Origin of the sequence: Streptomyces sp. WY228, from assembly GCF_019287315.1 — a bacterium.
GTDB classification, from domain to species: Bacteria; Actinomycetota; Actinomycetes; order Streptomycetales; family Streptomycetaceae; genus Streptomyces; species Streptomyces caviscabies.
In genome coordinates, this window is record NZ_CP079114.1 from 2,353,872 (window position 1) to 2,367,082 (window position 13,211).

The following is a 13,211-nucleotide window of genomic DNA, read 5'->3' on the forward strand; positions in this document are numbered from 1 at the left end:
TGCTGCGTTGCTTCGAAATCGTACCTGCCTGGCGGCTGCCGGGCGGCGCGCGTTCGCTGCGACACATACATTAGCGCAAGCAGGGGGGTGCTCCGCCAATCGGTATCGCCCGGGGTGATCTCGGGTGCTCGCGGGTAGGCGGGCTGCACACGTCGCACCAAGCGTAGGAAGGGTGGCAGCCATGCGGTACCGGCTCACGTTCATCGCCGGAGTGGCCCTCGGTTACGTGCTCGGCACGCGAGCCGGGCGCGAGCGTTACGAGCAGTTGAAGAAGTCGGCCCGGCAGTTCGCGGAGAACCCCGCCGTGCGCAACGCCGCCGAGAGTGCCGCGCACAGCGGGCGGGACATCGCGGGCAAGGCGTACCACTCGGTCAGCGACAAGGTCGGGGACAAGGTGCCCGCCTCCGTCGCCGAGCGGGTGCGGTCGCTGCGGGAGCGCAGCAGCCACAACGGCGGCGTCGAGGACGACTGGGGGACCACGAACACCTGAGCGACGGGGGCCCGGCGGCCGAAGGCGTCGGTTACGGGAACGTCGCGTGGTGCGGCAGAATCTCCGTATGGGCATAGTCGCGGGGTTGGACAGTTCTTCCGCCTTCACTCACATCGTCGTCTGCGACACGGAGTCGGGCGCCGTGCTCCGGGAGGGGTACGCCGCCCACCCGGTCGAGGCGAAGGCCACCGAGGTCGATCCGCAGGCCTGGCTGCTCTCGCTCGGTGAGGCGGCCTCCGGCGGGCTGCTCGAAGGCGTGCAGGCCATCGGGGTCTCCGCGCAGCAGCACGGGCTCGTGCCGCTGGACCAGCAGGGCAACCTCGTGCGTCCCGCGCTGCTCGGCAACGACCGGCGGGCGCAGGTCGCGGCCGCCGATCTCGTCGACGCGCTGGGCGGGCGGCAGGCCTGGGCGGAGGCCGTCGGGGCCGTGCCGAGCGCCGCGCAGCCGGTGGCGAAGCTGCGCTGGCTGGCGCGGACCGAGCCGGAGAACGCCCAGCGGGTGGCCGCCGTGCTCCAGCCGCACGACTGGCTCGTGTGGCAGTTGCTGGGCCGGCCCGCCCGGCGGACCACGGACCGGGGCGCGGCCTCGGGCACCGGGTACTGGTCGGCCGGGTCCGCCTCCTACCGCCCCGATCTGGTGGAGATCGCCCTCGGGCACTCCGCCGCGCTGCCCGAGGTGCTCGGGCCCGCCGACTCCGCCGGGATGACCCCGGAAGGGCTGCTGATCTCCGCGGGCACCGGCGAGACCATGGCCGCGGCCTTCGGGCTCGGGGTCGCGGTGGGCGACGCGGTGGTGTCGCTGGGGGCCTCCGGGTCCGTGATGGCGGTGCACCACGAGGCGCTCGCCGATCAGAGCGGCATGATCACCTCGTTCGCCGACGCCACCGGGATGCATCTGCCGGTGGTGCACCTCTCCAATGCCGTACGCGCGCTGCGCGGCACCGCCGAGATGCTGGGCGTGGACGGTCTTGAGGAGCTGTCCGCGCTCGCCCTGAAGTCGACGCCCGGCGCTTCGGGGCTCGTCCTGCTGCCCTACCTCGAAGGTGAGCGCACCCCGCAGCTTCCGCACACCGCGGGCACCCTGAGCGGGCTGCGGCGCGAGTCGATGAAGCCGGAGCATCTGGCGCGGGCCTCGTTCGAGGGCATGCTGTGTTCGCTCGCCGACGCCCTGGACGTCCTGCGCGGGCGGGGTGTGGAGGTGCGGCGGGTGTTCCTGCTGGGCGCCGCCGCCGAGCTGCCTGCCGTGCAGGCGCTGGCGCCGGCGGTGTTCGGCACCCAGGTCGTGGTGCCGCAGCCCGCCCAGTACGCGGCGCTCGGCGCGGCCCGGCAGGCGGCCTGGGCGCTCGGGGTCTCGCAGGGCTCCCTCGACCCGCGCACTCCCCCGGCCTGGCAGGGCGCGGCGGCCCAGGTGCTGGAGCCCGGCGACGAGCTGGCGGTCGGCGGTGCGGTGCGTCAGCAGTACGCGGCGACCCGGGACCAGATCCATCCCGGGGCCTTCCGGGGCGTCCACCCGGAGTGAGCGCGGGCGTCGGCGTGCGGCCATGACGCCCGAGCGCGCCGCCGCGCCCCCGGAGCGCGCGGGTTCTCCCCGCGTGCTCCAGGTTTGACCCGGGCTTGGGGAAAAGGGTTCGCTCTCGGAGTACGGCGTACGCGAAACTGGTTCGGCCTCTGCCTTCCGCCGATTCCGAGAGACCCGCGTGCTCATAAAACTCCTGCGGGCCCATCTGGGCCCGTACAAGAAACCCATCGTGCTGCTGGTCTGTCTCCAGCTGCTCCAGACCTGCGCCACCCTGTATCTGCCCAGCCTGAACGCCGACATCATCGACAACGGTGTCGTCACCGGTGACACCGGCTACATCCTGGAGTTCGGCGGTCTCATGATCGCCGTCAGTGTTCTGCAGGTCCTCTGCAACGTGGGGGCCGTCTATTACGGGGCGCGTACCGCCTCCGCTCTCGGGCGTGACGTGCGGGCCGCCGTCTTCGACCGGGTGCAGTCCTTCTCCGCCCGTGAGCTGGGCCGGTTCGGGGCGCCCTCGCTGATCACCCGGACCACCAACGACGTCCAGCAGGTCCAGATGGTGGTGCTGCTGGCGTTCACGCTGATGGTGTCGGCCCCGATCATGTGCGTCGGCGGCATCGTCATGGCGCTCGGCCTGGATGTGCCGCTCTCCACCGTGCTGCTGGCGGTCGTGCCGGTGCTCGGGGTCTCGGTCGGTCTCATCGTGCGGAAGATGGGGCCGCTGTTCCGCACCATGCAGGAGCGGCTGGACGGCGTGAACCGGGTGCTGCGCGAGCAGATCACCGGCAACCGGGTCATCCGCGCCTTCGTCCGGGACGGGTACGAGGAGAAGCGGTTCCGGGGTGCGAACACCGAGCTGACCGATGTGTCGGTGGCGACCGGGCGGCTGATGGCGCTGATGTTCCCGACCGTGATGACGGTGGTCAACCTGTCGTCGGTCGCGGTGGTGTGGTTCGGCGCGCACCGGATCGACAGCGGCGGGATGCAGATCGGTGCGCTGACCGCGTTCCTCGCCTATCTGATGCAGATCGTGATGGCCGTGATGATGGCCACCTTCATGTTCATGATGGTGCCGCGCGCCGAGGTGTGCGCCGAGCGCATCGAGGAGGTCCTCGGGACCGAGTCGAGCGTCGTGCCGCCCGTCGCGCCCGTCACCGAGCTGCGGCGGCACGGGCATCTGGAGGTGCGGGGCGCGGAGTTCCGATATCCGGGTGCGGAGGAGCCGGTGCTGCGGAACGTCGACCTGGTGGCGCGGCCCGGGGAGACCACCGCGGTCATCGGGTCCACAGGCAGCGGGAAGTCCACACTGCTCGGGCTCGTACCCCGGCTGTTCGATGTGACGGACGGCGAGGTGCTGGTCGACGGCGAGGACGTGCGGACGCTGGATCCGGTGCTGCTGTCGAAGACGGTGTCGCTGGTGCCGCAGAAGCCGTACCTCTTCTCGGGGACGGTGGCGACGAACCTGCGGTACGGGAACCCGGACGCGAGCGACGAGGAGCTGTGGCACGCGCTGGAGGTGGCACAGGCGAAGGAGTTCGTGGAGGCCCTGGAGCACGGGCTGGACGCGCCGATCGCGCAGGGCGGCACCAATGTGTCGGGCGGTCAGCGGCAGCGGCTCGCCATCGCGCGGACGCTGGTGCAGCGCCCGGAGATCTATCTGTTCGACGACTCGTTCTCCGCGCTGGACTACGCGACCGACGCGGCGCTGCGGGCGGCGCTGGGCCGGGAGACGGCCGGGGCGACCGTGGTGATCGTGGCGCAGCGGGTGTCCACCATCCGTGACGCGGACCGGATCCTGGTGCTGGACGAGGGCCGGCTCGTGGGGTCCGGCACCCATCACGAGCTGATGGAAGGCAATGAAACGTACCGGGAGATCGTGCTCTCCCAGCTGACGGAAGCGGAGGCCGCGTAATGGCCGGTCCGGGCGGACGGATGATGGCCGGGGGCGCGCCCACCGACCGGTCGATGGATTTCAAGGGGTCGAGCAAGCGGCTGCTGAAGCGGTTCGGCCGGGAGAAGACCTCGCTCTGGCTGATGCTGGGCGCGGTGGCGGTGAGCGTCGGCCTCTCGGTGGCCGGGCCGAAGATCCTCGGCAGGGCTACCGACCTGATCTTCGCCGGTGTCATCGGGCGCGAGATGCCCGAGGGCTCGACGAAGGCGCAGGCGATCGAGGGGCTGCGCGAGGAGGGCCGCGGCTCGATGGCCGACATGCTCTCGGGGGTGGGCTTCACCCCGGGCGAGGGCATCGACTTCGCGGCGGTGGGGAACGTCCTGCTGCTGGCCCTGGCGGTCTATGTCGGGGCCGGGCTGCTGATGCTGGTGGCGACGCGGCTGTCGATCCGGGTGATCAACCGGATCGTGTTCCAGTTGCGTGAGGACCTCCAGACGAAGCTGGCGCGGCTGCCGCTGTCGTACTTCGACCGGTCCAAGCGCGGTGAGGTGCTGAGCCGGGCGACGAACGACATCGACAACATCTCGCAGACGCTCCAGCAGACGATGGGCCAGCTCATCAACTCGCTGCTGACCATCGTCGGCGTGCTGGTCGTGATGTTCTGGATCTCGCCGCTGCTGGCGCTGGTCGCGCTGGTGACGGTTCCGCTGTCGGTGGTCGTGGCGACGCAGGTCGGCAAGCGGTCGCAGCCGCAGTTCGTGCAGCAGTGGCGGGTGACGGGCACGCTCAACGCCCATGTCGAGGAGATGTACACCGGGCACAACCTGGTGAAGGTCTTCGGCCGGCAGCGGGAGTCCGCGCGGGACTTCGCCGAGCAGAACGAGGCGCTGTACGAGGCGGGCTTCAAGGCCCAGTTCGCCAGCGGGCTCATGCAGCCGCTGATGTTCTTCATCTCCAACCTCAACTATGTGCTGGTCGCGGTGGTCGGCGGGCTCCGGGTCGCCTCGGGCACGCTGTCGATCGGTGACGTCCAGGCGTTCATCCAGTACTCGCGGCAGTTCTCGATGCCGCTGACGCAGGTCGCCTCGATGGCCAACCTCGTCCAGTCCGGCATCGCGTCGGCGGAGCGGGTCTTCGAGCTGCTGGACGCCGAGGAGCAGGAGGCGGATCCGGAGCACGGTGAGCGCCCGGAGCGGCCGGCCGGCCGGGTCTCGCTGGAGAAGGTGTCCTTCCGCTACGAGCCGGAGAAGCCGCTGATCGAGGATCTGTCACTGAGCGTGGAGCCGGGGCAGACCGTCGCGATCGTCGGTCCGACCGGGGCGGGCAAGACGACGCTGGTCAATCTGCTGATGCGGTTCTACGAGGTGACCGGCGGGCGGATCGCGCTCGACGGGGTCGATGTGGCGAAGATGTCCCGCGACGATCTGCGGTCCTCGATCGGCATGGTGCTCCAGGACACCTGGCTGTTCGGCGGGACGATCGCGGAGAACATCGCGTACGGCGCTTCGCGCGAGGTCACCCGGGAGGAGATCGAGGAGGCGGCCCGGGCGGCGCATGCCGACCGGTTCATCCGGACGCTGCCCGACGGGTACGACTCGGTGATCGACGACGAGGGCACCGGGGTCAGCGCGGGCGAGAAGCAGCTGATCACCATCGCGCGGGCGTTCCTGTCCGACCCGGTGATCCTGGTGCTCGACGAGGCGACCAGTTCGGTGGACACCCGGACCGAGGTGCTGATCCAGAAGGCGATGGCGCGCCTGGCCCACGGGCGTACGTCGTTCGTGATCGCGCACCGGCTCTCCACGATCCGGGACGCGGACGTGATCCTGGTGATGGAGAGCGGCTCGATCGTCGAACAGGGCACGCACGAGGAGCTGTTGGCGGCCGGTGGAGCCTATGCCCGGCTGTACGCCGCCCAGTTCGCGGAGGCGCTGGCCGAGGTGGACTGACCGTTCTCGCGTGGATCAGTCGAGATAGCCGCGGAGCTGGTCGGCGAAGGCGTGGTCCCGCAGCCTGCTGAGGGTCTTGGACTCGATCTGGCGGATGCGTTCGCGTGTCACGCCGAAGATCCGGCCGATCTCCTCCAGGGTGCGGGGCCGCCCGTCCTCCAGGCCGTACCGCAGTTGGACGACCTTGCGTTCGCGTTCGCCGAGGGTGGAGAGGACCGCCTCCAGGTGCTCGCGCAGCAGCAGGAAGGCGGCGGACTCGACGGGTGAGGCGGCGTCGCCGTCCTCGATGAGGTCGCCGAAGGAGACGTCGTCCTCCTCGCCGACGGGGGCGTGCAGCGAGACGGGTTCCTGGGCCAGGCGGAGGACTTCGGTGACCCGCTCGGGCGTCAGGTCCAGCTCCGCGGCGATGTCCTCGGCGGTCGGCTCGACGCCGCGTTCCTGGAGGAGCCGGCGCTGGACCCGGACGACGCGGTTGATCAGCTCCACCACATGGACCGGGACGCGGATGGTGCGGGCCTGGTCGGCCAGCGCGCGGGACATGGCCTGGCGGATCCACCAGGTGGCGTACGTGGAGAACTTGTAGCCCCGGGCGTAGTCGAACTTCTCCACCGCCCGGATCAGCCCGAGGTTCCCCTCCTGGACCAGGTCGAGCATGGTCAGCCCGCGGCCCACATAGCGCTTGGCGACGGAGACGACGAGGCGGAGGTTGGCCTCGATGAGGCGGCGTTTGGCGGTGCGGCCCATCACCACCAGCCGGTCCAGGTCCCCGGCGAGGCGGGAGTCGAGGTCGGGGGTGCCCGCGAGGCGTTCCTCGGCGAAGAGCCCGGCCTCGACGCGGCGGGCGAGCTCGACCTCCTCGGCGGCGGTGAGCAGCGGGATGCGGCCGATCTCGCGCAGATACTGCCGGAACAGATCGGAGGTGGGGCCGCCGGAGTCCGCCCGGTTCCGTGGCTCCGGCGGTTCGGGGAGATGCGTCGCTTCCACCATGACTGCCTCGGGTGCGTGTCCGGGCGGGCCGGCTGTGGTCTCCGGGTGGTGCAGGGCCCTGTGCTGCGCCGGGATGGCCGCGATGGGCTCGGTCGTGGTCGTCACGGTCCGGGTCTGCACGGGGGCGACCTCCAGGTGATCGCTGCCGGATGACGGGGTGGAGGTCTGCCCGGCCCCGGGTGTCCCCGTGGACCGGCGTGCTCCGATGACTCAGACATTCCCCAGTGTGGGGTACGACACACGACTGTCACGAGGGGCGTGCGAGGACTTTCTGGTTCCGGTCCGTCACCGGGTGGTTACCGGCCCCGCCGGTTCCGCCCGGGCCGGCCCGCCGGGCGGCGGGTGGGCGGCGGGCGGGCTCAGAGTGCGGCGGCGCCGTGGGCGCGCAGGGACTGGGCGTACTGCTGGAGCACCCAGACCTCGTTCTGCGCGGCGGCCAGCTCGTGCGGAGCCACGTTGCTGCCGAGGCGGGTGAGGCTGCCCTGTACGTCGTTGATACGGCGGTCCACGGCGCGCAGCCGGACCTGGACGAGCTGGACACCCGCGTAGGTCTCGTCGATCGTCCTGCTCATGAAGACCTCGACGGCGAGCTCGGTGACGAGGCTGCGGACGGTGTTGTCGGGGGCCGCGTCCATGACGGCGACCAGATATTCGCGGTTGTCGGCGAGACCCTGCTCGGCGCCGCCCGCCTCCTCGATGCAGCGGCGCACGGCGGCGTAGGGCGGGGCGGTGAACTCGTCCACGCCGTAGGCGTCGAAGGCCGGCGAGACCAGGGCGGGCTTCTGGAGGGCCAGCTTCAGCAGTTCGCGCTCGGTGCGGTGGGCGGGGCTGCGGAGGTTGAGCGCGGGGCCGGAGAAGCCGGGGGCGGGGGCGGCCGGCTGCGGGGCGCCGCCACGGGGCGCCCGGGGTCCGCCGCGGCCGCCCTGGGGTCCGCCGCGCTCGCCGTCGCCGCCCTTGTCGCGGGCCCAGCGGGCGAGCTGGGCGACGCGGCGGACGACGAACTCCTGGTCGAGGATGCCGACGAACCCGGCGAGCTGGACGGCGACCTCGCGCTGCACACTGCTCGTCTTGATCTTGGCGACGACGGCGGCGGCCTCGTCGAGCGCCGCGCCGCGCCCGGCCGGGGTCTCCAGGTCGTACCGGCCGACGATCTGGCGCAGCGCGAACTCGAAGAGCGGGGTGCGCGGCTCGACCAGGTCGCGCACCGCGTCGTCGCCCTTGGCGAGCCGCAGATCGCAGGGGTCCATGCCCTCCGGGGCGATGGCGATGTAGGTCTCGGCGGCGAACTTCTGGTCGTCCTCGAAGGCGCGCAGGGCCGCCTTCTGGCCGGCCGAGTCGCCGTCGAAGGTGAAGATCACGCGGGCGCTGCCGTTGTCCATGAGGAGGCGGCGCAGGATCTTGATGTGGTCGTTGCCGAAGGCGGTGCCGCAGGTGGCGATGGCGGTGGTGACCCCGGCGAGGTGGCAGGCCATGACGTCGGTGTAGCCCTCGACGACGACGGCGCGGCTGGCCTTGGCGATGTCCTTCTTGGCCAGGTCGATGCCGTAGAGCACCTGGGACTTCTTGTAGATCGGCGTCTCGGGGGTGTTCAGGTACTTCGGGCCGTTGTCGTCGTCGCGGAGCTTGCGGGCGCCGAAGCCGACGATGTCGCCCGCGGTGTCGCTGATCGGCCACATCAGCCGGCCGCGGAAGCGGTCGATGGGGCCGCGGCGGCCGTCCTGGGAGAGCCCGGAGGTGATCAGCTCCTTGTCGCTGAAGCCCTTGCCGCGCAGATAGCGGGTGAGGTGGTCCCAGCCGGCCGGGCTGTAGCCGACCCGGAAGTGGGTCGCGGCGTCCTGGTCGAAGCCGCGCTCGGCGAGGAACTTCCGGCCGATCTCGGCCTCGGGGCTCTCCAGCGCGCGGACGTAGAACTCGGCGGCCGCCTGGTGGGCCTCGATCAGCCGGATGCGTTCGCCGCGCTGGTGGGAGGGGTTGTAGCCGCCCTCCTCGTACCGCAGGGTGATGCCCGCCTTGGCGGCGAGGCGCTCGACCGTCTCCGAGAAGGAGAGGTGGTCGATCTTCATCACGAAGGCGATCGTGTCGCCGCCCTCCTGGCAGCCGAAGCAGTGGAACAGACCCTTGCCGGGGCTGACCTGGAAGGAGGGGGACTTCTCGTCGTGGAACGGGCAGAGGCCCTTCAGGTTTCCGCCGCCCGCGTTGCGCAGCTGGAGGTACTCGGACACGACGGCGTCGATCGGGACCGCGTCCCGTACCGCCTTCACGTCGTCGTCGTTGATCCTGCCGGCCACGGGTGAAGTCTACGGGTGGCCTCGGACAGTCCGGGCCCCGGCGGGCGGCCGGCCGGGGTGCGGGTGGCGCCGCCCGCACCCCGGCCGTACGTCTCAGAGCAGCGAGTCCAGCGGGACCGACGGGTCGGCGAGGGCCTCGGGGTCGTGCTGCTGACGGGCCCGGATCAGCTCCTGGACCGTCTCGGTGACATCCCACACGTTGACGTTCATCCCGGCGAGGACACGGCGGTCCTTCAGCCAGAACGCGATGAACTCCCGCTTCCCGGCGTCGCCCCGGATGATCACCTCGTCGTAGGAGCCGGGCGGGGCCCAGCCGGAGTATTCGAGGCCCAGGTCGTACTGGTCGGAGAAGAAGTACGGGACGCGGTCGTACGTCACGTCCCGGCCGAGCATGGCGCGGGCGGCGGCGGGTCCGCCGTTCAGGGCGTTGGCCCAGTGCTCGACGCGCAGCCGGGTGCCGAGCAGCGGGTGGACGGCGGCGGCGACGTCCCCGGCGGCGTAGATGTGCGGGTCGGAGGTGCGCAGCGAGGCGTCCACGGCGATGCCGCCGCCGTGCGCCCGCTCGGCCATCTCCAGTCCGGCGGCCTCGGCGAGGGCGGAGCGCGGGGCGGCGCCGATCGCGGCGAGGACGTCGTGGGCGAGGTGCTCCTCGCCGTCGTCGGTGCGGACGGCGAAGACCATGCCGTCCTGGCCGGTGATCTCGGTGAGGCGGGCGCCGAAGTGGAAGCGGACGCCGTGCGCACTATGCAGTTCGGTGAAGATCTGGCCCAGCTCGGGGCCGATGACCTGGTGCAGCGGGGTGGGCTCGGCCTCGACGACGGTGACCTCGGCGCCATAGCCCCGGGCGGCGGCGGCGACCTCCAGGCCGATCCAACCGGCTCCGGCGATGACCAGGTGGCCGTTGTCGCGGCCGAGGGCGGCGAGCACGTTGCGCAGCCGGTCGGCGTGGGCGAGGCGGCGCAGGTGGTGGACGCCGGCCAGGTCGGTGCCGGGGATGTCCAGGCGGCGGGGCTCCGAGCCGGTGGCCAGCAGCAGCTTGTCGTAGTGGATGACGGTGCCGTCGCCGAGCTGCACGGTCCTGGCGTACCGGTCGAGCGCGGTGACCGGCTGGCCGAGGTGCAGTTCGATGTCGGCGCCCGCGTACCAGGGGCGTTCGTGGGTGAAAACGCTGTCGCGTTCGGCCTTGCCGTCCAGGTAGCCCTTGGAGAGCGGCGGCCGTTCGTAGGGGTGGTCGCGCTCGTCGCCGATGAGGATCACCCGGCCGGTGAACCCTTCGGCGCGCAGTGTTTCGGCCGCCTTCGCCCCTGCGAGTCCCGCTCCGACGATGACGAACGTCTGGTGTGCGTCGACCACGTGATGCCTCCTCAGTGCTGTGCTGCGCGGCGCCCCCACAGCTGCGAGCGTCCCGCACGCAGCGTGATGGCGAAAGAGGGTGTGCCCCGGACAGGTCACACCCAGTGGTCGGATGTCCGGTCCCTACCAGTCTGCCGGTCAGCCGCGAAGGGCGGTGAGCGCGGCGTGCAGGGATCGTGCGGAGGCGTCGGTGAGGGCGGCGATCTGGTCGACGAGGACGCGCTTGCGGGCGTGGTCGTCGGGCGCCTGGTCGAACAGGGCGCGGAAATGCGGTTCCAGGCCCTCGGGGGCGCGGGAGGTGAGGGCGGCGGCCAGCTCGGCGATGACGATGCGCTGGTCGGCGCGGAGGGTCTCCTGCTCGGCGCGCTGCATCACGTACCGGTCGGCGACCGCCTTGAGCACGGCGCACTCGTGGCGCACGGCGCGCGGGACGACCAGCTCGGCGCCGTACCGGCCGAGGCGGCCGGGGCCGTACACCGCGCGGGTGGCGGTCTCGGCCTCCGTGCAGAAGCGGCCGATGAGCTGGCTGGTGGCGTCCTTCAGGCGGGCCTGGGCCACGGCGGAGCCGTCGTAGCCGTGCGGCCACCAGTCCTGGTCGATCAGCCGGTCCAGGGCCTCGGACAGCTCCTGCGGATCGGTGCCGGCCGGGACGTACCGGCCGATGGCGACGGCGAAGATCTCCTCGCGTTCCGGCTCGGCGTAGAGGCAGTTGGGGTCGATGTGCCCGGCGTGCAGCCCGTCCTCGAAGTCGTGGACGCTGTACGCCACGTCGTCGGACCAGTCCATCACCTGGGCCTCGAAGCAGGTGCGGTCCTCGGGCGCGCCCTTGCGGGCCCAGGCGAAGACCGGCAGGTCGTCGGCGTACACCCCGAACTTGGCCGAGTGCGGGTCGGCAGGGTGCGCGCCGCGCGGCCAGGGGTACTTGGTGGCGGCGTCCAGGGCGGCCCGGGTGAGGTTGAGGCCGACGCTGACCAGCTCGCCGGTGCGCGGGTCGCGGACGAAGCGCTTGGGCTCCAGGCGGGTCAGCAGGCGCAGCGACTGGGCGTTGCCCTCGAAGCCGCCGCAGTCGGAGGCGAAGTCGTTGAGCGCCTGTTCGCCGTTGTGGCCGAACGGCGGGTGGCCCATGTCGTGCGAGAGACAGGCCGTCTCCACCAGGTCCGGGTCGCAGCCGAGGACCGCGCCGAGCTCACGGCCGACCTGGGCGCACTCCAGGGAGTGGGTGAGGCGGGTGCGGGGGCTGGCGTCCCAGACGAGCGAGCGGGTTCCGGGCGTGACCACCTGGGTCTTTCCGGCGAGCCGGCGCAGGGCGGCGGAGTGCAGGACCCGGGCGCGGTCGCGCTGGAAGGCGGTGCGGCCGGGCCGCTTGTCCTCCTCGGTGTCGAAGCGCTCGGTGTCGGCGGAGCCGTAGGGACTCGACCCCGTGGTCCGGTGTGCGCCCTGCGTGCCTGATGTGCCGTGTGCCGGTTCTGCCCCGGGTGCGCCCTGTGTGCCGTCCATGGTTCCGACATTAGCGACCGGGACGGACAACCGGACGCGGGCGGGCCCGGGATGTCAGGCGGAAGCGAGCAGGCTCACGGCGGGGGCGACCGCTGCTCGTGCCTGGTCGTAGCGGTGCAGGACGAGGCGGGCCATCGCCGGGTGGGCGCCGAGCGGGGCGGCGGCCCGGTGCGGTGCGGCCTCGGCGCAGGCCCTCGCGAAGCGGCCGGGGGCGGTGAAGTACGAGGCGACGAAGGCCCGGTGGCGCCCTCGGGCGGCCAGCGCGCGCAGGGCGGCGGGGACGGTGGGCGTGGTGGCGGAGGCGTACGCGGGGACGACGGGGACACCGAGCCGTTCGGCCAGCAGGCGGGCGGTGCGCCGGGTGTCCCGGGCGGAGTCGGGGTCGCGGGATCCGGCGGCGGCGAGGACCACGGCGGCGCCCCGCCCGCCCCGGTCGGCGGCGTCCCAGCCGGCCTCGACGAGCCGCCCGTACAGCGCCTCGACGAGCAGGGGGTGCGGGCCGAGGGGCGCGGCGATCCTGGTGCGTACGGCGGGTGCGGCGGCCGCCGTGGCGGGCAGGTCGCGCTTGATGTGGTGGCCACGCCCCAGCAGCAGCGGTACGAGGACGGCGTCGGCCCCGCGCAGGCCGTCCAGGGTGTCCGGGAGCAGCGGCCGGTTCAGCTCGATGTGGCCGAGCCGGACGTCGAGGCCGGGGCGCAGCTCGCGCACCCGGTCCAGGAGGGCCAGCACGGTGCGCAGGGCCTCCGGGTCGCGGCTGCCGTGCGCCACGGCGACCAGGGACGGGGCGGGCGCTCCGTCGGGGTGCGGGGCGGGGCGGTCGGGCTGCCGGGTGCGGTGCATGGGCCTGCGGGTTCCGTTCCGGGAGACGAGGCTGAGCTGGGCGCCGAGCCGGTCGGTGATACGGGTGAGGAGCTGCGCGGTGCTGTCGATCGGCGGGGGTGGCTGCTGAGACTGTTCCGGGGCCGGCTCCGTCATGGATTGATGGTGCCGGGCGGAGGTTGCCGGGCCGTTGCGCGAGGGTCACGGGGGTTTTCCGCCGCCTCACGGCGGGGCCGGGAGCGGTGTGCGTACGCCGGTGGCAGATGCCACAACCGGGGCGGCGGGCGAACCTTCGTGACGTTCCGGGCGTCAGATGGGGTGGGGGCGCGGGGCGCACACGGACATGGGTGCGGGTGCGGTGGGCTACGGACGGGTGGGGGTTCTGGTGCGCGGGAAGGCCGGAGAAGCCGGGAGGACC

The 13,211-nt window shown here is 72.2% G+C and carries 9 protein-coding genes; 4 read left to right on the forward strand and 5 right to left on the reverse strand.

Annotated features, from left to right (window positions below):
* The first annotated feature begins 181 nt into the window (after positions 1 to 181).
* The 4 genes from KV381_RS10185 to KV381_RS10200 all read left to right on the forward strand — a co-directional run bounded on the left by KV381_RS10185 (position 182) and on the right by KV381_RS10200 (position 5,849).
* Positions 182 to 490 (forward strand): hypothetical protein, encoded by a 309-nt coding sequence (locus tag KV381_RS10185; RefSeq protein ID WP_030078067.1) that lies wholly within the window; start codon positions 182 to 184, stop codon positions 488 to 490.
* Between the two features lie 67 nt (positions 491 to 557).
* Positions 558 to 2,009, forward strand: coding sequence for an FGGY family carbohydrate kinase (locus tag KV381_RS10190; protein ID WP_030622152.1), 1,452 nt, complete (start codon positions 558 to 560; stop codon positions 2,007 to 2,009).
* Between the two features lie 178 nt (positions 2,010 to 2,187).
* Positions 2,188 to 3,921, forward strand: coding sequence for an ABC transporter ATP-binding protein (locus KV381_RS10195; protein WP_030622149.1), 1,734 nt, complete (start codon positions 2,188 to 2,190; stop codon positions 3,919 to 3,921).
* Entirely contained in the window at positions 3,921 to 5,849 is a 1,929-nt protein-coding gene (locus KV381_RS10200) for an ABC transporter ATP-binding protein (RefSeq protein ID WP_030622146.1), read from the forward strand. The genes KV381_RS10195 and KV381_RS10200 overlap by 1 nt, the downstream gene beginning before the upstream one ends.
* Before the next feature lie 15 nt (positions 5,850 to 5,864).
* Here the strand turns inward: KV381_RS10200 and KV381_RS10205 are convergent, their stop codons facing one another.
* The 5 genes from KV381_RS10205 to KV381_RS10225 form a co-directional block, all read right to left on the reverse strand.
* Positions 5,865 to 6,956, reverse strand: a complete 1,092-nt coding sequence (locus KV381_RS10205) for an RNA polymerase sigma factor (RefSeq protein WP_030078059.1) — start codon at positions 6,954 to 6,956, stop codon at positions 5,865 to 5,867.
* A gap of 239 nt (positions 6,957 to 7,195) precedes the next feature.
* The gene (gene dnaG, locus KV381_RS10210) at positions 7,196 to 9,124 is read right to left on the reverse strand and encodes a DNA primase (protein ID WP_193463915.1); all 1,929 of its coding nucleotides are present in this window, start codon (positions 9,122 to 9,124) and stop codon (positions 7,196 to 7,198) included.
* 93 nt (positions 9,125 to 9,217) lie between these two features.
* Entirely contained in the window at positions 9,218 to 10,477 is a 1,260-nt protein-coding gene (locus tag KV381_RS10215; RefSeq protein ID WP_218785090.1) for an NAD(P)/FAD-dependent oxidoreductase, read from the reverse strand.
* Positions 10,478 to 10,615: 138 nt separating this feature from the next.
* Positions 10,616 to 11,974 (reverse strand): deoxyguanosinetriphosphate triphosphohydrolase, encoded by a 1,359-nt coding sequence (locus KV381_RS10220; protein WP_193463917.1) that lies wholly within the window; start codon positions 11,972 to 11,974, stop codon positions 10,616 to 10,618.
* 54 nt (positions 11,975 to 12,028) lie between these two features.
* Positions 12,029 to 12,949 (reverse strand): sirohydrochlorin chelatase, encoded by a 921-nt coding sequence (locus tag KV381_RS10225; protein WP_218785091.1) that lies wholly within the window; start codon positions 12,947 to 12,949, stop codon positions 12,029 to 12,031.
* Positions 12,950 to 13,211: the final 262 nt, after the last annotated feature.

Excerpts from the sequence above, each read along its gene's own strand:
- KV381_RS10185 (WP_030078067.1), top strand. The coding sequence starts at position 182 with ATGCGGTACCGGCTCACGTTCATCGCCGGAGTGGCCCTCGGTTACGTG.
- KV381_RS10200 (WP_030622146.1), top strand. The coding sequence starts at position 3,921 with ATGGCCGGTCCGGGCGGACGGATGATGGCCGGGGGCGCGCCCACCGAC.
- KV381_RS10225 (WP_218785091.1), bottom strand. The coding sequence starts at position 12,949 with ATGACGGAGCCGGCCCCGGAACAGTCTCAGCAGCCACCCCCGCCGATC.
- KV381_RS10190 (WP_030622152.1), top strand. The coding sequence starts at position 558 with ATGGGCATAGTCGCGGGGTTGGACAGTTCTTCCGCCTTCACTCACATC.
- KV381_RS10220 (WP_193463917.1), bottom strand. The coding sequence starts at position 11,974 with ATGGACGGCACACAGGGCGCACCCGGGGCAGAACCGGCACACGGCACA.